Source organism: Microbacterium sp. (assembly GCF_031988965.1).
In the GTDB taxonomy this organism is placed as follows: Bacteria; Actinomycetota; Actinomycetes; order Actinomycetales; family Microbacteriaceae; genus Microbacterium.
The window spans coordinates 56,182-76,655 of record NZ_DALZXX010000003.1; the positions used below are offsets into that span (position 1 = coordinate 56,182).

At 68.2% G+C, this 20,474-nt stretch carries 22 protein-coding genes and 1 tRNA gene; 14 read left to right on the top strand and 9 right to left on the bottom strand.

What is annotated here, in order from left to right; translation table 11 throughout:
* The first annotated feature begins 87 nt into the window (after positions 1-87).
* A tRNA-Val gene (locus tag RTM68_RS02575) sits at positions 88-160 on the top strand.
* Positions 161-191: 31 nt separating this feature from the next.
* On the opposite strand, the gene RTM68_RS02580 is transcribed toward RTM68_RS02575, so the two are convergent.
* A complete protein-coding gene (locus tag RTM68_RS02580) occupies positions 192-3,032 on the bottom strand; it encodes an FAD-binding and (Fe-S)-binding domain-containing protein (RefSeq protein WP_312167962.1) in 2,841 nt (946 codons plus the stop codon).
* A 64-nt stretch (positions 3,033-3,096) separates the two neighbouring features.
* Here RTM68_RS02580 and RTM68_RS02585 point away from each other — a divergent pair, with 64 nt between their 5' ends.
* A complete protein-coding gene (locus RTM68_RS02585; RefSeq protein WP_312167963.1) occupies positions 3,097-3,780 on the top strand; it encodes a GntR family transcriptional regulator in 684 nt (227 codons plus the stop codon).
* A 6-nt stretch (positions 3,781-3,786) separates the two neighbouring features.
* Here RTM68_RS02585 and RTM68_RS02590 read toward each other — a convergent pair whose 3' ends face one another.
* The 4 genes from RTM68_RS02590 to RTM68_RS02605 all read right to left on the bottom strand — a co-directional run bounded on the left by RTM68_RS02590 (position 3,787) and on the right by RTM68_RS02605 (position 8,598).
* On the bottom strand, positions 3,787-4,626 hold the full coding sequence (locus tag RTM68_RS02590) for an alpha/beta fold hydrolase (protein ID WP_312167965.1): 840 nt from the start codon (positions 4,624-4,626) through the stop codon (positions 3,787-3,789).
* Entirely contained in the window at positions 4,623-5,975 is a 1,353-nt protein-coding gene (locus tag RTM68_RS02595; protein WP_312167967.1) for a hypothetical protein, read from the bottom strand. Before RTM68_RS02595 ends, RTM68_RS02590 begins: the two co-directional genes overlap by 4 nt.
* A 16-nt stretch (positions 5,976-5,991) precedes the next feature.
* Entirely contained in the window at positions 5,992-7,248 is a 1,257-nt protein-coding gene (locus tag RTM68_RS02600; protein WP_312167969.1) for an MFS transporter, read from the bottom strand.
* A 129-nt stretch (positions 7,249-7,377) separates the two neighbouring features.
* A complete protein-coding gene (locus RTM68_RS02605; RefSeq protein ID WP_312167971.1) occupies positions 7,378-8,598 on the bottom strand; it encodes a helix-turn-helix domain-containing protein in 1,221 nt (406 codons plus the stop codon).
* A gap of 103 nt (positions 8,599-8,701) precedes the next feature.
* Between RTM68_RS02605 and RTM68_RS02610 the strand changes: the two genes are divergently transcribed.
* The gene (locus tag RTM68_RS02610; RefSeq protein ID WP_312167972.1) at positions 8,702-9,205 is read left to right on the top strand and encodes a hypothetical protein; all 504 of its coding nucleotides are present in this window, start codon (positions 8,702-8,704) and stop codon (positions 9,203-9,205) included.
* A 36-nt stretch (positions 9,206-9,241) separates the two neighbouring features.
* Here the strand turns inward: RTM68_RS02610 and RTM68_RS02615 are convergent, their stop codons facing one another.
* The 4 genes from RTM68_RS02615 to RTM68_RS02630 are packed head-to-tail and all read right to left on the bottom strand — an operon-like array spanning position 9,242 to position 11,374.
* Positions 9,242-9,727 carry a hypothetical protein gene (locus tag RTM68_RS02615; protein ID WP_312167974.1) on the bottom strand — a complete coding sequence of 162 codons (486 nt, stop codon included), beginning with the start codon at positions 9,725-9,727 and terminating at the stop codon, positions 9,242-9,244.
* Positions 9,728-9,783: 56 nt separating this feature from the next.
* A complete protein-coding gene (locus tag RTM68_RS02620; RefSeq protein ID WP_312167976.1) occupies positions 9,784-10,062 on the bottom strand; it encodes a DUF6510 family protein in 279 nt (92 codons plus the stop codon).
* Positions 10,062-10,787 carry a ferredoxin reductase gene (locus RTM68_RS02625; RefSeq protein WP_312167978.1) on the bottom strand — a complete coding sequence of 242 codons (726 nt, stop codon included), beginning with the start codon at positions 10,785-10,787 and terminating at the stop codon, positions 10,062-10,064. The genes RTM68_RS02620 and RTM68_RS02625 overlap by 1 nt, the downstream gene beginning before the upstream one ends.
* Positions 10,784-11,374, bottom strand: coding sequence for a molybdopterin-dependent oxidoreductase (locus RTM68_RS02630; protein WP_312167979.1), 591 nt, complete (start codon positions 11,372-11,374; stop codon positions 10,784-10,786). The genes RTM68_RS02625 and RTM68_RS02630 overlap by 4 nt, the downstream gene beginning before the upstream one ends.
* Before the next feature lie 256 nt (positions 11,375-11,630).
* On the opposite strand from RTM68_RS02630, the gene RTM68_RS02635 reads away from it, so the two are divergent.
* From RTM68_RS02635 to RTM68_RS02685, 11 genes are all read left to right on the top strand, one after another.
* Positions 11,631-12,488: a sigma-70 family RNA polymerase sigma factor gene (locus RTM68_RS02635; RefSeq protein ID WP_312167981.1), complete on the top strand. Its 858-nt coding sequence runs from the start codon at positions 11,631-11,633 to the stop codon at positions 12,486-12,488.
* Between the two features lie 105 nt (positions 12,489-12,593).
* Positions 12,594-13,466: a flagellin gene (locus RTM68_RS02640; protein WP_312167983.1), complete on the top strand. Its 873-nt coding sequence runs from the start codon at positions 12,594-12,596 to the stop codon at positions 13,464-13,466.
* Positions 13,467-13,567: 101 nt separating this feature from the next.
* On the top strand, positions 13,568-14,932 hold the full coding sequence (fliD, locus tag RTM68_RS02645; RefSeq protein ID WP_312167985.1) for a flagellar filament capping protein FliD: 1,365 nt from the start codon (positions 13,568-13,570) through the stop codon (positions 14,930-14,932).
* Between the two features lie 41 nt (positions 14,933-14,973).
* Positions 14,974-15,387 (top strand): flagellar export chaperone FliS, encoded by a 414-nt coding sequence (gene fliS, locus RTM68_RS02650; RefSeq protein WP_312167987.1) that lies wholly within the window; start codon positions 14,974-14,976, stop codon positions 15,385-15,387.
* Between the two features lie 6 nt (positions 15,388-15,393).
* On the top strand, positions 15,394-15,672 hold the full coding sequence (locus RTM68_RS02655; protein WP_312167989.1) for a hypothetical protein: 279 nt from the start codon (positions 15,394-15,396) through the stop codon (positions 15,670-15,672).
* Positions 15,673-15,781: 109 nt separating this feature from the next.
* Complete coding sequence (locus RTM68_RS02660) at positions 15,782-16,129, top strand: flagellar basal body rod protein FlgB (RefSeq protein ID WP_194763229.1); 348 nt, start codon at positions 15,782-15,784, stop codon at positions 16,127-16,129.
* On the top strand, positions 16,126-16,518 hold the full coding sequence (flgC, locus tag RTM68_RS02665; protein ID WP_312167992.1) for a flagellar basal body rod protein FlgC: 393 nt from the start codon (positions 16,126-16,128) through the stop codon (positions 16,516-16,518). Before RTM68_RS02660 ends, flgC begins: the two co-directional genes overlap by 4 nt.
* Positions 16,518-16,835 carry a flagellar hook-basal body complex protein FliE gene (gene fliE, locus RTM68_RS02670; protein ID WP_312167994.1) on the top strand — a complete coding sequence of 106 codons (318 nt, stop codon included), beginning with the start codon at positions 16,518-16,520 and terminating at the stop codon, positions 16,833-16,835. The genes flgC and fliE overlap by 1 nt, the downstream gene beginning before the upstream one ends.
* Before the next feature lie 3 nt (positions 16,836-16,838).
* Positions 16,839-18,479, top strand: a complete 1,641-nt coding sequence (gene fliF / locus RTM68_RS02675) for a flagellar basal-body MS-ring/collar protein FliF (RefSeq protein ID WP_194763226.1) — start codon at positions 16,839-16,841, stop codon at positions 18,477-18,479.
* A complete protein-coding gene (fliG, locus tag RTM68_RS02680) occupies positions 18,476-19,564 on the top strand; it encodes a flagellar motor switch protein FliG (protein WP_312167997.1) in 1,089 nt (362 codons plus the stop codon). The genes fliF and fliG overlap by 4 nt, the downstream gene beginning before the upstream one ends.
* Positions 19,565-19,686: 122 nt before the next feature.
* Positions 19,687-20,337: a FliH/SctL family protein gene (locus RTM68_RS02685; RefSeq protein WP_312167999.1), complete on the top strand. Its 651-nt coding sequence runs from the start codon at positions 19,687-19,689 to the stop codon at positions 20,335-20,337.
* Positions 20,338-20,474: the final 137 nt, after the last annotated feature.

Sequence of the window (20,474 nt, forward strand, 5' to 3'; positions counted from 1 at the left end):
CGGCTGTGCACAGCGCGTGCCGCCCTCAGCCTATCCCCCTTCCACGACATGCTCGCGCACTGCGACACCGATACACTGGGTGAACCAGGGCCTTTAGCTCAGCTGGTAGAGCGCCACGTTTACACCGTGGATGTCGTCGGTTCGATCCCGGCAGGGCCCACACCGTCAAGTCCCGCGCCCGTCTCGTGGGTTCACGCCTGCGGTCGGGTCAGCTCCTCCAGGATCTCGACGACATGGCGGTACGGCTTGCCTGTCGCCCGTGTCATGCCGATCTCGCACGTCCGGTTCGCCGACACGAAGGCATCGAATCCGTCGCGGGCGGCGTCCGCTGCGGTCAGCTCCGCGGTCTCGGCTTCGGTGGCGCTGGCGGTGAGCTCGGGGTGCAGCATCCCTCGGTCGCCGGCGAAGGCGCAGCATCCCCAGTCGTCGGGGATGTACACGTCGTCGGCGACCGCCGCGGCGAGCGCCGCGAGAGCGCCGGTGGCCCCGAGCGCCGTGGTCGAGCAGGTGGGGTGCACCGCGACACTGTGGAGCTTGGTCGCGACCGTCAGTCGGGGGAGCACCTCTCGGGCGACGTAGGTCGTGGCGTCCTCGATCACGAGACTCGAGTACTCCGGATGCGCCGCTGCAGCCTTCGCGAGCATGGTGTGCAGGCCCTCGGTGCAGGAGGCGGCGTCGCAGACCACGGGGATCTCGCCCTGCCTGCTCGCCTCCCAGAGTGAGGTGAGCACCCTGTCCGTCATCCGCTCGTATCCGGACAGATGACCTTTGGACTTCCACGGGGTGCCGCAGCACAGGCCGCCCGTGTCATCGGGGATCGCGGCCGGAATGTCGGCGCGGTCGAGCAGGGCGCGCAGGGCGTTCCGTGACCCTTCGCCACCGCCCTCGGCCCCGAACATGGTGCCGATGCACGCGCCGAAGAAGACGACCTCTGCATCGGGGCGGGTCGTCGGCTTCGGCGGCCTGGACCCGCCGCGGGGGAGGCCCCTGTCGTAGAGCGGCACGGTGTCGGAGCCGAGCACGGCGCGGCCGAGTGCTGTGACGCCGGTGACGAGTGGTGCGGGCATGGCGTCGGCGACCGTCAGCGCGACGCCGCCGACGCGGGTGATCGTTCCCCAGTTCTTGGACGCGACATCCCACAGGCCGTCCTCGAGTGTCGACGACTCCTCGGCGCGCAGGCGGCGCACCAGATCGCCGGTGTTGATGTCGACAGGGCACGCGACACCGCACATCCCGTCGACGGCGCAGGTCTGCACACCCTCGTAGTCGTAGTCGGCGCGCAGCTCGCGCGCGAGCTCGATGTCGCCCTTCTCCTCAGCCCAGGCCATGTCGCGCCGCAGCACGATCCGCTGCCTCGGCGTGAGCGTGATGCTCTTACTCGGGCAGGTCGGTTCGCAATACCCGCATTCGACGCAGCGATCGACCTCGCTCTCGACCGTCGGCACGCGCTTGAGATCGTGCAGATACGACTCGGGGTCATCCGACAGCACGACGCCGGGGTTGAGGATGCCGGCAGGATCGAGGAGGCGTTTGATCTCCCACATCATGTCGGTGAGGAAGTCCCCGTACTGAGTGCGCACGAACGGCGCCATGATCCGGCCGGTTCCGTGTTCGGCTTTCAGGGATCCGCCATGGCTCAGCACGAGGTCGACGAGATCGGCGGTGAACCGCCGGTACCGAGACAGGCTGTTCTCGTCGTCGAAGCGCTCGTTGAGCAGGAAGTGGATGTTGCCGTCCTTCGCGTGGCCGAAGATCACGGAGCCGTCGTAGTCGTGGACCGCGAACAGTTCGATGAGTCGTTCGCAGGTGGCCAGCAGCCGGTCGACAGGGACGACGATGTCCTCGAGCAGTGCCGTGGTGCCGCTCGGTCGGGCGCCGGCGACCGCCGTGTAGAGGCCCTTGCGCCCCAGCCACAGGGACGCGCGCTCGGTGGCGTCGGTGGTGAGGCGGGGCGGTGAGGCGAGCGGGAGCCGCGCGAACGCCGCGAGTACAGAGTCGGCGGCCGCCGTCAGTTCGACGCGGTCCGAGGCGTGCACCTCGACCAGAAGGGCGGCGTGCCCCTCGACCGCGATGCCGGCGATGGCCGCAGGGACATCGGCGAGCCCCTGCGCGACACGGAGGGAGGCAGCATCCATCAGTTCAATGGTGGCGAGTCCGTGCGTCACCAGTTCGGGAAGCGCGGCCATCGCGTCGGCGAGGGTCTCGAAGACGAGCAGGCCGGTGGCGATGTGGGGACGCACCTCGACCGTGCGGAATCGGGCCTCCGCCACGAACGCGAGCGTGCCCTCGGAGCCGATGACGAGGTGCTCGAGGATCTTCACGGGATCGTCGAAGTCGAGCAGGGTGTTGAGCCCGTAGCCCATCGTGTTCTTCATCGAGAACTGCTGTCGCACGACCGCCGCGTGCTCGGGCGAGGCGAGCAGCCGGGTGCGCAGCTCCTGGAGCCCGGCCACGATGGCGGGCTCAGCGGCGGTGAGACGGTCGAGCGCGTCGGGTGCTCCGGTGTCGATGACGGTGCCGCTCGGGAGGACCAGCAGCAGGGAGTCGACGGTGCGGTAGGAGTTCTCGGTGATGCCGCACGCCATGCCGCTGGAGTTGTTGGCGATGCCCCCGCCGATCGTGCACGCGATCTCGCTCGCGGGGTCTGGGCCGAGTTTGCGTCCGTACCGGGCGAGGCGTGTGTTGACCTGGCGCACCGTCGCCCCCGGCCCGACTCGGACGAGAGCGCCCTCGTGTTCCACGCGGATGTCGCGGAAGGCGCTCCGAGTGTCGACGAGGATGTCGCCGGAGACCCCCTGGCCCGAGAGGCTCGTTCCCCCGGAGCGGAAGGTGAGCGTGCGTCCGGCGGCCCGGACGGCCGAGAAGGCGCGCGCCACGCCGGCGGCATCCTGCGGCGAGAGGACGGCGTCGGGGATCAGCAGGTAGTGCGAGGCATCGTGCGCGCGCGCGAACCTGTCGATCGAGCGGGAGGCGACGACGGTATCTGCTCCGAGCAGGTCGTGGGAGAGCGGGGTGAGCAGTGTCGCGGACATAGGGCTCCTTCGCCAGATTGTCAGACAAGAGTACCGGATACCCATGGCCCCTTATCCTGATCCCATGACCTCTGAACGTCTCGCAGGACCCCTCGGAGTCGTGGGCGTCGTCGAAGCCGTGGCCCTGCGGCTGCGCGACGAGATCCTCAACGGCGAGATCCCCTCGGGAAGCGCGCTGACCGAGGCGCGCGTCTCATCGGCCTACGGCGTCGCCCGGCCGACGGCGAAGGCGGCGATCGAGCAGCTCGTCGGTGCGGGCCTGCTGGTGCGCACCGCCCACCGGAGCGCGCGAGTGATCCCGATTGATGCGGAGATGGTGCGCGACGTGTACCGCACGCGAAGCCGACTCGAGAGTGCGGCACTGAGAGAGCTGGCCCGGTCGCGAACGGTTCCCGACGCGGCTGTCGACGCCAACGCGCAACTGCTCGCGATGCCGACCGGGCCGGACCCTGCCACGGTCGATCCCGACCTGAGATTCCACACGGCGCTGATCGACGCGCTCGGCAGCGCGCGCACGTCGCGGATGTACCGGAGCGTGCTCGACGAGGTGCGGCTCTGCATGGCTCAGGTGCAGGACCGCAGACTGCTGGATGCGGCCGTCATCGCCGCCCAGCATGAAGAGATGCTCGACGCGCTCGGCGCCGGCGATGCTGAACTCGCGGCCGCCGTTCTGGCGAACCACCTGGCCTCGGCGGAGCAGCGGCTCGTCGACGCGATCACGCCCGGGGACGGCTCCTCGCCGCACTGATCGAGTTCAGATGGCCATGGACCGGCCGTCATGGCGCTCGAGCCACGAGAGGACGAGATCACGTGTGCGACGTCGATCGGTGTCGTTGAGAAGCTCGTGTCGCCCGTCGGGTACGAGCTCGAGCGCGACATCCGGTCCTGTCAGTTGTGCAGCCAGGCGCTCGCTGCCTTTCGGGTCAGTGGACTGATCCGCGGTGCCGTGGAGCAACAGAGCAGGCGCCATGCAGTGCGGCGCGAGTCGCCAGACATCCATCACGGTTCGCAGTGCAGTGTGGGCCGTGCGGTTAGTGAGTCCGCCGCGATACATCAGCGGGTCTGCCGCGATGATCTCGGCATTCCCGGGATCGCGAGCCAGCGACGAGGTCGGTGCTCGGCGCAGCGGCACCGGGGCGGTGGGCGCGATGGCGGACAGCGCGTGGGCGATGCTCCGAAGCCACCATCCCGTGTCGAGCGGAAGAGCCGCGCTGCTGAGCACGGCTCCGGAGACGCCCGAGGGATCATCGACCAGTGTGTGGGCGGTGATGAGCCCGCCGAGGGAGTGCCCGTAGAGCAGTACTGGCCCCCGAGCAGCCAGCGCGTTCTTCGCTGCGCGGTGGATCTCTGCGGCAGCCACCACATCGACCGTTCCCCGATGGCCCGAGGACCACCCGTGACCGGGGAGGTCGAAGGCGTACACATCGAACCCCCGATCGAGAAGCGTCGGGATTAAGCGGTCGTGCCTGTCGACGAAGCGTTCGGCGTACTCGCCGTACCCGTGCTGCAGCAGCACGGTTCCCCGAGGTGAGGTGGAGGCCCAGTGGTATCCCGTGACCGACTCGCCGAAGTCCCAGGTGGTGGCCTCGGTCATGCTCGCAACGTGTCCCAGGGGGTACGGCTCAGCTCACGGACGGCGCCGGTGAAGGCGACGAGCTGTCGACGCATCGCCTTCACGTCGATCAGGTCGGCGACCGGTTCGACGTTCAGCAGATGGTTCGGACCGGTGATGAAGTTCGCCGAGGGGAGTCCTGCGGTGTGCCAGAACGGGCCGCCGTCGCCCGGCCACGTCTTGCCGTCGGGGGAACGACCGGTGGTGTCGGCGACGAACGGACGCACGACGCGCGCCTCGGTGACACCGGCGGCGATCAGGGCGGTGCGCATCGCGTCGATCACGGGAGGGTGCGCGGTGGCGAAGCAGCATCCGAACTCGTACTCTTCGTCGTCGTCCGTCGAACGGGCGCCGAGGTGTTCGAGGCAGAGTGCGGCGGCGATGCGGGGTACGAGATCATCTCGGTGGGCGGCGAGGAAAGCCTCCATTCCCCACGCCTCCTCGAGCGCGAAGTGCCCCGTGGTGAGGAGCACGAGAACGCCACGATCGAGTTCCTCACGAGGGACCTGCGAGAAGTGGGCGGCCATGGCGACGATCGCCTCGGGCCCGTTGTCTTCGAGACCGTTCGTCCCGTCGGTGTGCGACTGCACGGCGACGAGCTCGTCGGATGCACCGGGGATGAGGCCGATGATGTTGTGTGTCTCGACCTCATCGACGGTCGCGTCGAGCGTCAGCGTGACCTCCTCGCCGAGAAGACCGCGGAGGGCGTCGCCCTCATCGCGTCCGACGAACAGGCTCGGCAGCCCGCGATGCACTCCGTCGTAGAGGAGGTAGGCGTCGGTGAGTGCCGCGGCCGGCATGTCGACCGCGATCACAAGCCCGACCGCCCCCGCCGCCGCGAATCGCGCGAGCTGGACGCGCATCTCGTCCTGGCTGAGCCAGATCCTCTCGTACGGCAGCGACGGGTCATAGCCCTCAGGATGCTCGGGAAGCGCGGGAGCTCCCCAGTCGAGGGAGTCGAACAGCCCTGCGCTGTACGGCGGCCGCGCCACGGAGACGAGACCGATGGTGCCGGCACGGGGCTCCGCGGACAGTACTGCCGTGACGCCCCCACGGGGAGTGGCACCCGAGTAGGACACGGGGGCGATCACGGGCACGTCGTCGCCGTCGACGCGCAGCGACCAGTCGCGTGGTGTCCACCGCCGCATCGGCACCGCTTCGGTGCGCACATCCTCGACCCCTGCGGCCGACAGACGGGCGACGAGGTCGTCGACGTACTCCGCATGTGCGGGCGACCCGGTGGCACGCAGCCCCCTCGCATCGAGGCTCCGCTGCCAGTCCTCGAGCAGTTGCGTCGTGAGGAATCCGTCTGATTCGGTGGGAAATGTCATGGGGTGCGCCTTTCGGTCAGCGGACGGATTTGATGGGGGCGATGCACAGGGCACCGAGCGCGCAGAACGCCATCGCCCCGATGAAGACGGGGAAGAAGCCGAACCCCACGGCGACCAGTGCAGCGCTCGCCGCAGGAGCGAGTGCCTGACCGCCGGTGTTGGCGATGTTGAGGATGCCGAGATCGCGTCCTCGCGATTCGTCGCTGGGGAGCACCTCGCTCGTGAGCGCCGCATCGACGGCATAGTACGAGCCGAAGGCCACGCCGCCGATGATCGCGAACCAGATCATGCCCTGGTGGTCGGAGCTGAGCATCGGCGCAGCCGCGGCGATCACAGCCAGAACGGAAGCGAGGATGACGGGGAGCTTCCGGCGACGCAGTCGATCCGAGAACGGGCCGGCGATCGCAGCGCCGATGAGTGCGGTACCGAGGAAGATCATGGAGTTCAGCCGCACGGCTGCCGCAGCATCCGCCTCCGTCATCCCGACGTAGTCGGTGAAGATGTACAGCTGGAACCCGTTGACCATGAAGTAGCCCAGCACGAGCACCAGCCGCCCCCACAGAACCCAGTAGAAGTCGGGTGCGTGCCGAGGGAAGCGGAAGGATGCGGTGACCTCGGCGATCCGGATCCGCACGCGGGACGAGTCGAGGTTCGAGAAATCCGGGGCGATTATCACCGTCGCGACCGCGAGGACGACAAAGAGTCCACCCACGACCTGGAAGCCGAGTGTCGTGCGCTCGGCGAAGATCGATCCCACGACGGCTCCCACTGCGTGGCCGAGGAGCAGTCCGATGCCGATCAGTGCGGCGATGGTCGCTCGACGGTGATGGGGCACGCGATCGGGGAGGATGGCCGCGACGGACGCCGCCGTGGCATTGATGGCGGCGGTGGCGAGGCACCACCAGAAGGTCAGCCAGCCGAAGCCCTCGGCGAGCGATACCGGAATGAGCAGGAGCGCGGTGGCGACGGCCCCGCCGAGGATCCAGGGGCTGCGAGCGCCGAAGCGGGTGCGGGTGTGGTCGGAGAGGGTACCGAAGATCACGTTCGCGAGCAGGGCGACGACGGCGGAGATGCCGGTGATCAGCGCCAGGAGCTGGACCTTCTCATCGGGGTTCGTCAGCGCGATCCGAGCGGGGAGCAGAATGCTGCTGCCGGCGCTGAACGGCATGATGAACGCGACCGTGCCGAGCATCATGGCGATTCCGACGCGGATCATGCCGGTGCGCGAGCGCGTGGCGCTCTCGAGAACGTTGGCGGTGGGTTCGACGGCCACAGGGACTCCTCGGTGACGACGCTGTACGAAGGATGACGATCCTTCGAGTCTTCGCCCCTCAGCCGTGCGCCGATAGCGACGCCTGGTGTGTCTTCGCGCCCAGCTGTTGTGAGATCTCCAAAAGTCGCGTCAGATGCCGTCGGTGTTTCGCACATGCAGCGCGGCGAGCACCAGGGGTCGTTGCGCGGGATCGCCCGCATCCAGCCCCGTCGCCTGTGCCATCTTCCGCAGTCGGTAATCGACGGTGTTCGGATGAACGTGCAGCGCACGCGCTGTTGCGGTTCGGTCCCAGCCCTGCTTCGCATACGTCTGCAGCGTCCGAAGCCAATGGGGGTGCTCGCCGAGCACTCCCAGGCGGTCGCGAAGCACGTCGAACGCGGCGCTGGGGCGTGTCAGCTGGTAGGGGAGGAGTACGTCCTCGAGGAACCATGCGCCGGCGGGCTGATCGATCGCGAGCACGAGGTCGAGGATCTCTTCCGCCTGGGACGCCGCATGAGACACCCCGGATGCCACGGCGACGCACGCGCCGGCATGGACGGGGAGTCCCAGTTCTGCGGAGAGACCGTCGATCGCCTCTCGCACTCGCTCGTGTTCGTCGGTGTCCGTCTTGTCGGAGAGCGGGATCAGGGCGGTGCTGCGCCCATCGCCGATGACGGCGAGGACCTCGCCCTGCGCCAGAGAGTCGAGCGTGCGAAGCAGCGCGTTGCCTCGCCGCATCGAGGCGATATGGCCGGCCTCACGCCCCGTACTGTCCTCGGGGGCGACGCGAATCGTCAGAACCAGGTATCGGTGTGCGACGGGAAGCCCCGACCGTGCGGACGCCTGGTCGAGGTCGGCGCCGGCGAGAAGCGCGGAGTACAGCGCGTAGCGGGCGTCCCTCTCTCCGAGTCGTACGCGCGAGGCTTCGCGGTCGTAGCCTCGTACGACCAGGGCCATGACTCCTTGCAGATACTCGAAGAGCGATCCGGTCAATGCGATGAGATCGGCCAGTTCCTCGGGGCGCACGTGAGCCGCAAGGTGCCGCCAGATCGCCGCGGTCCCGCCGACGTAGGTCTCGAGGAGGTTCTCGACCGCGAATCCCTCGGCAGCTCGAAGCGCGGCAGATGCGACGAGCTCTGATGCGGACGACTCGTCGAGAGACGCCACCCCGCCGAACACGCGGGTGAAGAGCGCGACGTTGTAATCGAGGATCCATCGGAGTTGCGCTGCACGTTCGGCATCATCGCCGACCGCATCGATGCGGAGCTCGGCCATCGCGGCATCGACGAGGACATGGCGATGCGCGGCGATCCACTCGACGGCTGGAACGCCGTCGATGCGCGGTGCAGCGTCAGTGCTGGGAGACTTCACAAGTACAGCATCCCGCAGAACGAACCGCGCTGTCAGGCCTTGACCGCGTACCGTGAGTCGGAGTCGTGGATGCGGCGTCGGATCGGGATATGAGGAGATGCGAGTGAGAACCAGGACGGCACCGGACCGGCATGAACGAGCCGATCGGCTGAAAGAGCGGATCTATCTCACCTTCGCCGCGCTTGCTGTGGTGCTCGCCCTCGCGACCCACGGCCAGGTCGAGGCGGGCGAGGCGCTGCGGACCCTGGCGGTGACCGTGTTCGGTACCCTGCTCGCCGTCTTCACCGCCGATCTGATCTCTCACCTGGTCGTGCATGAACGGTTCATGACCGCCGCCGAGTTCCGCCATGCCGTCGTCACGACGTTCGGTGCGCTCGGTGCCGTGGCGCTGCCGTTCATCCTGCTCGCCACGTCCGCATGGGAATGGTGGAGTGTCGAGTCGGCACTGCGATGGGCGGCCGTCGCCCTGGTCGCCGCGCTGGTCGGCATCGGCTTCCTCGCGGTGCGCAGGATCAGTCTGTCGTGGCAGGTGCGACTTCTCGTACTGGGTGGGGAAGCCGTGCTGGCGCTGGCCGTGATCGGTCTGCAGGTGCTCGCGCACGGTTGACTCCGGGCAGCTCGCCGCAGTTCTGATCGTGGAGGATCAGCCCACGCGGAGCACGGTGAACCCTGCGGCATCGAGAGAGCCGAGGACGAGGCGCTGTCGCAGAGAGCGATCGCGGGTGCCGGCCGAGATCGGCGACACCGCCACGGAGATCTGGAAGAGGATCTCGGAGGCGAGGAGTCGTTGCAGCTTCGCGGGTGCGATCCGTGCTCGACCACTGCGGATGACGGCGATCCGCAGAGCATCCGCGGCCACCGCCCCAGAGGCCGACCGGAGCAGCGTGTTGATCTTCAGCAGCGACGAACGGCCGTCGCCCTCGATCGCGAGGATGACGACCTGCGCGGGCTCCGTCGCGGTCGCGAAGGTCTGCAGCAGCACGCCGTCGTCACGTGCGCTCTCCCGCAGATCGTTCACGAGATCGTGGGCATCGCCCTCGATCACGACGGGGGTCGAATCGAGCCTGTCGACGATCTGGGCATCGCGGGATGCCTGCCGTCGCCAGGTGCCTCGAGGTCGCTTGCCCATGTCCCGATCATCGCAGACCACGGATCAGGAGTGAGGGTCAGTCGCGTCGCATGGCTCTACAGCGGCCACCGCAGGCGACGGAGCCCGCCGATGATGAGTGTCTGAACGCCGTCGGAGCGCACGGCGGTCAGCAGCGTATGACCGCATCCCCGGCAGAGGAGGATCATGCCGGCGTCGTCCACCTCGGCGACGGCATTCGCCAGCGGGCCCTCGTGCTCGCAGTGCGCACACGCCGCTCGCGCGCCCGTCATGTCCCGACCGAAGATGTCGAGCAGGATCCCTCCTGCGGCGTTTCCGTCGACGCGTTCGTGATGGCCGGGGTGATGTGCGCGCATCAGGCACCTCCGAAGCGCTCGGTACGGATTCGATCGGGGGAGTGACCTGCCGTGACGAGCAGGTCGGCGACCGCTTCGACGAAGCCTGTCGGTCCGCACACGTAGACCGACGGGTTCTCCGAGGCGGGGATCGTGGATGCCGCGATCGTCGCTGCGTCGACCCTGCCGGCGGGGCGGGCGGTGCCGGCGGGGGACGAGCGCGTGTACGCCCAGTGGAGAGCGAAGGTCTCGCCGGAGAGTGCGTTCAGCTCGTCGGTGTAGAACGCGTCGTCCGGGGTGCGCACGGAGTACAGCATCCGCATCGGCGCCCCGCTCGCGGCCAGAGCGTGCACGCGCGCCATCGCGAGCAGCGGTACGACGCCGGACCCGCCGGCGATGAGCTGAACCGACTCCTGCCGTTCGGGTGTCCACACGAAATACGCGCCGATGGGTCCGCGGACCTCGAGCTCGTCGCCCGGACGCACATCTTCGACGAGGTACGGGGAGACCTCGCCGTCCGGCACCTCGTCGACGGCGAGTTCGAGCAGGGGTGCGTCGCCGGATGACGCCAGCGAATAGGAGCGCACGGCCTGATAGCCGTCCTCAGCCGTGAGGCGCACGTCGACGTGCTGTCCCGCGAGGTTCCCGGGCCACCCGTCGACGGCGAGACGAAGCACTCGACCGTGGGCCGTGGCCTGTCGTACCTCAGCGACACGGGCGACCAGCCACGGTGACGCGGTCGTCACCAGTACCGCTCCTCTTTCCACGGATCGCCGTACATGTTGTAGCCGTTCTGCTCCCAGAACCCCGGTTCGTCGTTCTCGAGAAGGTCGAGGCCATGGACCCATTTGGCCGACTTCCAGAAGTACAGATGCGGAACGAGAAGACGCGCGGGCCCGCCGTGCTCGGCTCCGAGCGGCTCGCCCTCGAACTCGAAAGCGATCCATGCCCTGCCGTTCGTCAGATCGGCGCGCGGGACGTTGGTCGTGTATCCGCCGTACGAGAAGACGCGGGTGAAGTCGCCGTCACCGGCATCCGCGAGCAGATGGTCCAGCGAGACGCCGCGCCACTGTGTGCCGAGCTTGGACCAGCGAGTCACGCAGTGGATGTCGGTGGTGATCGTGTCGACCGGGAGCGCATGCAGCGCCTCCCACGACCACGTCCGCCGGATCCCGTCGAGCCCGACCACCGCGAACTCCCAGGTATCGGTCGTGACCCGAGGCGTGGGGCCGGCGGAGAGGACGGGAAAGTCCTCGGTGAGGTACTGTCCCGGCGGAAGCCGCTCGTCGGACTCTCGGCGGCGAGCGCCGAACCCGCGGGAGATCACAGCCATCGTCGTCCTCTTTCGTCGGTCCGCCCTGCACAGTCCGCCGTCCGCCGGATACCGTCGATGATCGTCCTGTGCGGTGACGCGTCGAGTCTAGTGAGCAGAGGACGCCGCGCACGAGAGGTGAATCTGACGAGGACCGCCTGCCGGTGCAGTCATGTGGTGCGCCATCGGCGCGACAAACAGTCTAAATTTTCTACTTGTATATGCGTAAATCCTGCTATGTTCCTGATAAACCAGTTGAACAAGCCACGGAGTCACATTGCCGCGTCATTCTGATGTTTTCGCTGATTCCGATTCGGGTCAGGCTGTCGCTCCGACACCGGAACAGCTCGCACGCGAGAACATGCCGCTCGCCACCTTCCTGGCGGTCGAGAAGGCGCGCTCGGCGACGCACGTCGATCTCGACGATCTGCTCTCGGCGGCGCGGATGGGACTCGCCCGAGCCGCGATGTCGTACGACGCCTCTCGCGGCATTCCGTTCGGCGCGTTCGCGAGCAGCCAGATCAACTGGGCGATGCTCTCGGAGATGCGTCGTGCAGACCCCGCGGGAGAACGCAGCCGAGACAAGATCGAGCGCCTCCGTGTCGCAGCCGAAGCCGTGCTCGCGCGGACGGGCCGCATCGCGACGACCGCTGAGCTGGCGCGGGAGTCCGGTCTCGACATCGATGCGGTCGTGGAGATGCAGAAGCTCGACGAGATGGTGCGCACGGCGACCAGCTTCGAGGAGCATTTCGACGTGGAGACCGGGCGTCAGGCGGCGGACCTCACCGACAGTGTGATCCTGCCCGAGCACGCTGTCGAACAGTCGGAACTGCGCACGATGCTCGCGCGGGTCATCGACGCGCTTCCCGAGGCTATGCGCCAGGTGGTGCGCGGCATCTACCTCGACGATCGCATGGTGAAGGACATCGCGGAGGAGCTCGCGGTCAGTCATGCCTACGTGTCGAAGCTGCGCTCGAAGGGACTGACGCTGATGCGCGAGGCCATGCAGGCGTGGGAGGACGGCACGACCGGAGACCGTTCGACGAAGGCCCGATCGGACTTCTTCGAAACGCTGTTCGGCGCCGCCACCCCGGCGGAGCACGCCCCTGTCGCGCGCGTGCTCGCCACCGTCTGAGAATTCTCCCCGCCCGCGGTTACGGGCGATCCGCACGTCGCGAATGTGGAGAGTGCAGGCCCACGGATGGGCCGGCATTCAGTCCCATCACCACGGAGGATAAACATGGGTCTTCAGATCGCAACCAACGTCGGCGCGCTCAACGCGTACCGCAACCTGTCCGTCAACCAGAACGACGTCTCGAAGTCGCTCGAGAAGCTCTCGAGTGGTCTGCGCATCAACCGCGCTGCCGATGACGCCGCCGGCCTCGCCATCTCCGAGGGCCTGCGCTCGCAGGTCAACGGCCTGAACGTCGCAGCCCGCAACGCTCAGGACGGCATCTCGGTCATCCAGACCGCGGAAGGCGCGCTCACCGAGGTGCACTCGATCCTGCAGCGTGTGCGTGACCTGGCGGTGCAGGCCGGTAACGACTCGAACAACGCCGACTCGCGCGCCGCGATCACGACCGAGGTCACCCAGCTGACCGACGAACTGCTCCGCATCGCCGACTCGACGAACTTCAACGGCATCGACCTGCTCAAGGGAGGCGCCGCTCTGAGCTTCCAGGTCGGAGCCAACGGAGACTCGTCGTCGCAGATCGCGGTCGACCGCGGTGACCTCAAGGCCGCTCTGGCCTCGATCACCGACATCACCTACGGTGCTGCCGGTGCCGCGTCCACGCACGCTGTCACTGCGGCGTTCTCGTTCGACTCGGCCACGGAAGCGGCCGCGGCCGTCACCGCGATCGACACCGCGATCACCGCGATCTCGTCGCAGCGTGCGGACCTCGGTGCGGCGCAGAACCGCTTCGAGTCGACGATCAACTCGCTGCAGGTCTCGGCGGAGAACCTGGGTGCAGCCAAGAGCCGCATCGCCGACACCGACATGGCTGCCGAGATGGTCAAGTACACCGCCTCGAACATCCTGGCTCAGGCCGGTACCGCCATGCTCGCGCAGGCGAACCAGTCGGGCCAGGGCGTCCTGCAGCTGCTCCGTTGAGTCGCTGCGCCTGAGGCGCACCAGGCGCCCGGGCGGATTCACCTCCGCCCGGGCGCCTTCCTGTAGGACACCTTGACCGCATCGCACGGAAGACGACCGGGATGAAACTCGACGGACTCGTATCAGGGCTCAAGACGGAAGAGCTCATCAAGGCGCTGATGGACGTGTCGGCGATCCCGAAGACGCTGATCACCAACAAGATCGCCGACCGCAACACGATCATCACGAACCTGCAGTCGCTCAACACGACGCTGCAGGACCTCGTCACCAAGGCCAAGACCGCGGCGACACCGACCTCACTCGCCTCGTTCACCGCGTCGTCCTCGTCGGAGAGCGTGACGGTGACGGCAGGATCCACTGCCAGCGCGTTCTCGACCGGCATCGTCGTCGATGCCGTCGCCACCGCGCACTCCGTCGTGACCGCCGCAGCCGGATCGTCGGCCTGGGGCGGCACCTTCACCGTGGTGGGAACCGATGGCGAGCCCGTCGAGATCACGCCGACCGGGACCGGGCCTCAGGACCTCGCGAAGGCGATCAACAATGCCAAGGCCGGCGTCATGGCGACGGTGGTTCCCGCCGGGACGGATGCCGACGGCAAGCCCCTCTCGCGCATCCAGCTGACATCCATCGAGACGGGCGAAGCCGGCGAGTTCGCCATCCACCGCGGATCCGCGGCTGACGTCACCGCGGGCACGTCCGTCGACATGGGGGCCGAGTCCGGTGCCGCCCTCCTCACCCAGGGTGCGGACGCTCGAGTGCGCCTCTTCGCGGGCACCGCGGCAGAGCAGACGCTGACGAGTGCGAGCAACACCATCAGCGTGGGCGAAGGCATCGACGTCACGGTGTCGAAGCCGAGCGCAGACCCCGTCATGGTGACGGTCACCCGCGACGAGAAGAAGCAGACGTCCACCGCCGAGGCCTTCATCAAGGAGATCGCGTCGCTGCTGACCCGGATCGACAACGGCTCGAAGGCGACGGTCGGCGATGTGGGAGAGTCGACCACCCTCGGTGTCTTCACCGGCGACAGCACCGTCCGCAACCTCCGCACGGCGCTCGCGAACGCGGTGCAGCATCCGGTGGACGGAATCTCGCCGTCGACGATCGGGATCACCATCAGTGACAAGGGAGTGCTCTCGTTCGACGCCGAGAAGTTCGCGGCGGCTGTCGCCGATGACCCCGAAGCGACCCAGGAGCTCTTCTCGGGGGTGGCGAGCAGACTCGAAGGCGTCGCCACGCAGTACTCCGACAAGTACGACGGGCTGCTGACCGCCCGGATCACCGGGCAGGAGTCCGAGGTCAAGACCCTCAAGACGCAGGTCGAGCGGTGGGACATCCGGCTCGAGCAGCGCCAGGCGACGCTCGAGCGCACGTACGCGCAGCTCGAGGTGCAGCTCTCGAAGCTGCAGTCGCAGTCCACCTGGCTCACGGGCCAGCTCGCCGCGATGACCCCCAGCTCGTCGTCCTGACCGGACGCCCCGATCTCGCATCCGCATTGGAGTCGAAAATCATGCCCATCACCTCGCTCGACCGTGCCAAGCAGCAGTATCTCGAGCAGCAGGTCGCATCCGCCTCGCCCGAGCGTCTGCTGATCCTGCTGTACGACCGCCTGCTGGTCGACGTCGACCGCGCGCGCGTCGCGCAGGACGCGGGCGACTGGATCGCCGCCGGCACCCACCTCACGCATGCGCAGTGGATCGTCGCCGAGCTGAGCGGCTCGCTCACCGATGTCTGGGACGGATCGGATGACCTGCGCGGCGTCTACACGTACCTGACCGGTCGCCTCATCACCGCCAACATCGATCGTGACGCGGCGATCACCGCGGAATGCCGCGACATCATCGCACCGCTCCGCGACGCCTGGCACGAAGCCGCCGCCTCGATGACCGGCTCTGCGCACGGCATCGCCTCGGCATCGGCCTGACCGCCCGTGCCCGACAACCTCACGGCATGGCTGGCAGTGCTCGACCAGTTCGAGCGTGCCCTCGACGCCGCCGAGCAGCTGGAGCCGACGGAGTTCGACAGGCCGGCCGGCCCCATCCCCGAGCCCCTTCGTGAACGAGCCGAGGCCGTGCTCGCGCGCCAGCAGCTGATGATCGGCGGCCTCGTCGCGTCGCGTGCCCACGTCGCGCGCGAGATCGCCGCGCTGCGTCGCGTGCCGACCACGAGCCCCGGCGACACTCCCGCCTACCTCGACGTCGAAGGGTGAGCCGACGCGGTTACGCCGCGCACACTCTGTCGCGATAGTCCCACCTGAGCACGGATAGCTCGACGATTGGCCAGGGATCGGCTTCTCCACCAACGTCCGGAGTGCCCCCGTGCTCGAATCGGTTACCTCTTCCGCGCTGATCAGCGCGCTCGACGGATTGGCCCTGCGCCAGCGCTCGATCGCCGAGAACATCGCCAACGTCAACACCCCCGGTTATCAGGCCAAGCGGGTGCAGTTCGAAGACGAACTCCGCTCCGCCGTCTCATCGGGTTCGGGCTCCGTCACCCCCACGGTCGAACGGTCGCTCGAGCCGACGCGGATCAACGGCAACAACGTGAACCTCGACACCGAGACGCTGTCGAACATCGACACGGTGCTGCGGTTCCAGTTCGCGAGCCAGGCGATCGGCGGGCAGTCCGCATCGATCACCAAGGCGATCGGCCAGGCCTCCGCATGACCTTCGACGCCATCGGCATCGCCGGCTCCGGTCTCACCGCGCACCGCAAGTGGCTCGATGCCCTCAGCGACAACATCGCCAACGTGAACACGGCCACGCCTGCGGGCGAGGAGGCCTTCCGCGAGAAGCTCGTCACCGTGCAGGCCGGCACCGACAGCCCGGGTGTGTACGTCGCCGGGGTCGTCGAATCCGAGGCGGAGGCGAAGCGCGTCCACGACCCCGAACACCCCTACGCCGATGCCGAGGGGTACGTGCAGTATCCGAACATCGAACTCGGCGACCAGATGAGCATGCTCATCGTCGCGCAGCGCGGTTATGAGGCGAACGCCGCCGTCGTCGACCGCGCCAAGACGACCTACGAGGCAGCGCTGCAGATCGGACGCAACTGATGAGCACTCCCATCGAGGGGATCTCGGCCGCAGGAGTCAGCCCGCTCTCCGCATTGAGCTTCGAGGGCGATGTCGACGCGCCGGCGACGACCGGTGGCGGCGCGTTCGCCAGCTCGATGACCGGAGCCGTCGAGAACCTCCAGCAGTTGCAGGCGTCGTCGAACGAACTCGCCGTGCAGGCGGTCACCGGCGATCTGCAGGACATCCATCAGGCGATGATCGCGTCCTCGCGCGCCTCCGTGACACTCGACCTGGTCGTCGCCGTGCGCGACCGCAGCGTGTCCGCCTTCAACGAGATCATGAGGATGCAGGCCTAAGCCATGCCGAAAATGCTCACGGGGTACTTCGACCGCGCCAAGCAGGTCGTCTCAGGCTTCTCCCTCGCCCAGCGGACGATCGCGATCATCGGGGTGGCACTGCTCGTCATGGGCGCCATCGCACTCGGATCGTGGCTCGCGCGACCGCAGATGAGTCCGCTCTTCACCGGGCTCAGCGCCGGAGACGCCTCCGCCGTGGTCGACCAGCTGAAGACCGCCGGCGTCTCGTACGAGCTCGCCGAGGGCGGCGCGACGATCCTGGTCCCGGACGATCAGGTCTACGCCCAGCGACTCGCCGCGGCATCCGCAGGTCTGCCCGGCGACTCGAGCGAGGGATACACGCTGCTCGACAAGATGGGCGTGACCGCGAGCGAGTTCCAGCAGTCCGTGACCTACAAGCGCGCCATCGAGGGGGAGCTCGCGAGCACGATCGGTTCGATGGACGGCATCACCGCGGCATCCGTGCAGCTGGCCATTCCCGAGGAGAGCGTCTTCGTGTCGGAGCGGCAGAGCCCGACGGCATCCGTCTTCGTCAAGACCCGCAACGGCTCGACGCTCGGCGACGAGAAGATCGCGGCGATCGTGCATCTCACGAGCGCCGCGGTGCCGGGCATGACCCCGGAGGATGTGGCCGTCACGGATCAGAACGGCGCCGTGCTCTCCGCCGTGGGTGCGGGGCTCACCGGCACTTCGTCGAAGCAGGCGACCGAGCACGAGGCGAAGGTCGCGGCATCCGTGAGCTCCATGCTCGAGACCATCGTCGGTCCCGGCAACGCGACCGTGACGGTCTCGGCCGACGTCGCGAACTCGACGTCCGAGCGCATGGATGAGACCTACTCGGCTCCCGAGGGCGCGCTCAGCGCGTCGGAGCAGACCAAGACGGAGACCTACACCGGCGGTCAGGCCGGAGGCACCGGCGTTCTCGGTCCCGACAACATCGCCGTGCCCAACGGCGCCGCAGGTGACGGTGCCTACGAGTTCGAGGAGACCTCGCGCGACAACGCCGTGAACAAGTCGACCGAGAAGACCGTCACGCCGGCGGGAGAGGTCACCCGGCAGACCGTGAGCATCGCTCTCAACCGCGGAGCGGTCACCGGGGTCACCGCCGCCCAGGTCGAGACTCTCGTCGCCTCGGCGGCCGGGATCGATCTGGAGCGGGGCGACGCGATCGCCGTCGAGTTCGTCGAGTTCAGCGAGACGGGCGCGACGGCGGCTCAGACCGCCTTGCAGGCCGCCGAGGCCGAGCAGGCGGCTCAGATGCAGCAGGAGCTGCTGCGGTCGGCGATCATCGGCGGATCGATCCTTCTCGCGGTGATCATCCTCGTGGTGTTCCTCGCCGTTCGGAGGAAGCTGAAGCGACGGGTGATGTACACCGACGAAGGTCCGATCGAGTACTTCGCGACGGTGACCGAGAGCGAAGAGCAGAAGCTGAAGTCGCTGAGGGGGCTGAAGGACGGGGATGCGATCCCGCTGCCTGCTCCGACACGCCCGCTGTCGTCGGCAGACGTCGACCTCGATGAGGAGCGCGAGCCCGACCAGATGCTCGTCGAGCGCCGTCGCCGCGAGATCGACGACCTGGCGAAGCGCGAGCCCGAAGCGATCGCCGGCGCTCTCGCGAGCCTGATGGACGAGGCGAGGGTATGAGCGCGCTGACCGAGCTGCTCGACGCGCAGGCCGACACGGTCGAGGTGTCCTCGGCATCGACCGCATCGTCGCCCGAGGCGCCCGCACAGGAGATGAGCGGTCTGCGCAAGGCCGCCATCGTGCTGATGAACATGGATCGCGCTGCAGGAGCCGAGGTGCTGCGTCATCTCGGTGAGGAGCGCTCCGAGATGCTGGCCGCCGAGCTCACGCAGCTCGGTGGTGTCGACGTGGCGTCCACCGCCCGCGCGCTCGGAGAGTTCCGCCGCATCGCGACCGGTGGCTCGGTGCCGTCGCGCGGTGGGCAGGAACTCGCGACCGGACTTCTCGAGACCGCCTTCGGGCGTGAGAAGGCGGTCGGAATGGTCGGGCGGGTGATGTCGCAGGGCTCGGTGTCGTTCGACTTCCTCAACGCCGCGGATCCCGCGCAGCTGGCCACGATCCTCGAGGGAGAGCTGCCGACGACCGTCGCCGTCGTGCTGGCGAACCTGCGCGCAGACCGCGCCGCAGCGGTGCTCGCCGCGCTGCAGGATCCGCTGCGCACCGACGTCGCCCAGGCCATCGCGACGATGGGCACCGCGACGCAGGAGGCGATCTCGATCGTCGCCGACTCGCTGCGCTCGCGCACCGGGGTGTTCGCGATGCGCGACAACCACGAGTCGATCGGGGGAGTGCAGCCGCTCGTCGAGATCATCAATCGCTCGGACACCGCACTCGAGAAGTCGCTCCTGGCCTCTCTCGAGGGGCGCGACCTGGCACTCGCGGAGGACATCCGGAGCCGCATGGTGACGTTCGCCGACTTCGCGCGTCTCGAAGATCGCGACGCGCAGCGTGTTCTGCGCGGCATCGATCTGCGGATGCTCGCGCTCGCCATGAAGGGCGCCGATGAGCAGATCGTCGAGAAGGTGCGCACCAACATGACAGAGCGCAACCAGGAGAACCTGACGGAGGAGACCCGGGTGCTCGGCCCGGTTCGCATGCGTCAGGTCGACGAGGCGCGCTCGGAGATCGTGCGGATCATCCGCGAGCTCGAGGCGTCCGAGGAGATCACGATCTCCCGTGAGGACGAGGACGAGCTCATCGAGTGATCCCAGTGCCGCGGCGGGACGCGGGGATGGTTACGCCATCGCCGCAGTGTCGCGATAGTGCCGGGGGAGCACGGATCGCTCGCCCTTCGGGCCACGGACAGGCCAGACCTTCGACTCCCGGGGTGCCCACCGTGCTCGATTCCGCCTTCACACCGCTGGTGGTGCCGCGTGTGGGCGAGCCTCCGATCGACCTCCGTGGGGAGACCGAGCAGGCGCGGGCGCGCGGCTACGCCGACGGCTATGCGGAGGGCCTCCGGCGTGCGCGTGCCGAGGCGATGCAGCAGGCCGACATCGCGGAGCATCGTCAGCGTGAACTCGCCGAGACCTACCTGCATCAGCGGGGGTCGGCGTTGCAGGCCCTCGACACGGCCCGTGCGGCACTCGACACCCGCGCCGATGCGATGCGAGCAGTCGATGCCGAGGAGCTCGAGAGGCTCGCGCTCGAGCTCGCGACGATGATCATCGGCACGGAGCTGTCGGATCCTGCGCGTGCCGCCGCGCACGCCGTGCGCAGGGCCGTCGCCGAGGTTGCCGCGGAGCGCTGGACGCGGGTCGTCCTGAGTGAGCAGGATGCCCGGACCGTTCACGACGACGACGATCTCAGCGAGCTCGTCTCCGGCGTCGAGGTGATCGGATCATCGTCGGTGGATGCCGGTGGGGCGCTCATCGAGATCGAAGACGGCGCGGTCGACACCCGCATCCGCGAGGCACTGCGGCGCGTGCATGCGGCCCTCGAGGGTGAAACCGACCAGGGCGAGGAGATCCTCCGATGACGACGAGCACCTGGTCGAGCGCTCTCGCCGCCGCGCGACCCGAGCACACCGGCGTCGTGCAGGCGGTGCGTGGACTCGGCGTCGAGGTGCGCGGTGTGACGGGCGCGGTCGGCGACCGCGTGCGCATCGACACGATG

Excerpts from the sequence above, each read along its gene's own strand:
- RTM68_RS02580 (WP_312167962.1), bottom strand. The coding sequence starts at position 3,032 with ATGTCCGCGACACTGCTCACCCCGCTCTCCCACGACCTGCTCGGAGCA.
- RTM68_RS02585 (WP_312167963.1), top strand. The coding sequence starts at position 3,097 with ATGACCTCTGAACGTCTCGCAGGACCCCTCGGAGTCGTGGGCGTCGTC.
- RTM68_RS02590 (WP_312167965.1), bottom strand. The coding sequence starts at position 4,626 with ATGACCGAGGCCACCACCTGGGACTTCGGCGAGTCGGTCACGGGATAC.
- RTM68_RS02595 (WP_312167967.1), bottom strand. The coding sequence starts at position 5,975 with ATGACATTTCCCACCGAATCAGACGGATTCCTCACGACGCAACTGCTC.
- RTM68_RS02615 (WP_312167974.1), bottom strand. The coding sequence starts at position 9,727 with ATGGGCAAGCGACCTCGAGGCACCTGGCGACGGCAGGCATCCCGCGAT.
- RTM68_RS02620 (WP_312167976.1), bottom strand. The coding sequence starts at position 10,062 with ATGCGCGCACATCACCCCGGCCATCACGAACGCGTCGACGGAAACGCC.
- RTM68_RS02630 (WP_312167979.1), bottom strand. The coding sequence starts at position 11,374 with ATGGCTGTGATCTCCCGCGGGTTCGGCGCTCGCCGCCGAGAGTCCGAC.
- RTM68_RS02640 (WP_312167983.1), top strand. The coding sequence starts at position 12,594 with ATGGGTCTTCAGATCGCAACCAACGTCGGCGCGCTCAACGCGTACCGC.
- fliD (WP_312167985.1), top strand. The coding sequence starts at position 13,568 with ATGAAACTCGACGGACTCGTATCAGGGCTCAAGACGGAAGAGCTCATC.
- fliS (WP_312167987.1), top strand. The coding sequence starts at position 14,974 with ATGCCCATCACCTCGCTCGACCGTGCCAAGCAGCAGTATCTCGAGCAG.
- flgC (WP_312167992.1), top strand. The coding sequence starts at position 16,126 with ATGACCTTCGACGCCATCGGCATCGCCGGCTCCGGTCTCACCGCGCAC.
- fliE (WP_312167994.1), top strand. The coding sequence starts at position 16,518 with ATGAGCACTCCCATCGAGGGGATCTCGGCCGCAGGAGTCAGCCCGCTC.
- fliF (WP_194763226.1), top strand. The coding sequence starts at position 16,839 with ATGCCGAAAATGCTCACGGGGTACTTCGACCGCGCCAAGCAGGTCGTC.
- fliG (WP_312167997.1), top strand. The coding sequence starts at position 18,476 with ATGAGCGCGCTGACCGAGCTGCTCGACGCGCAGGCCGACACGGTCGAG.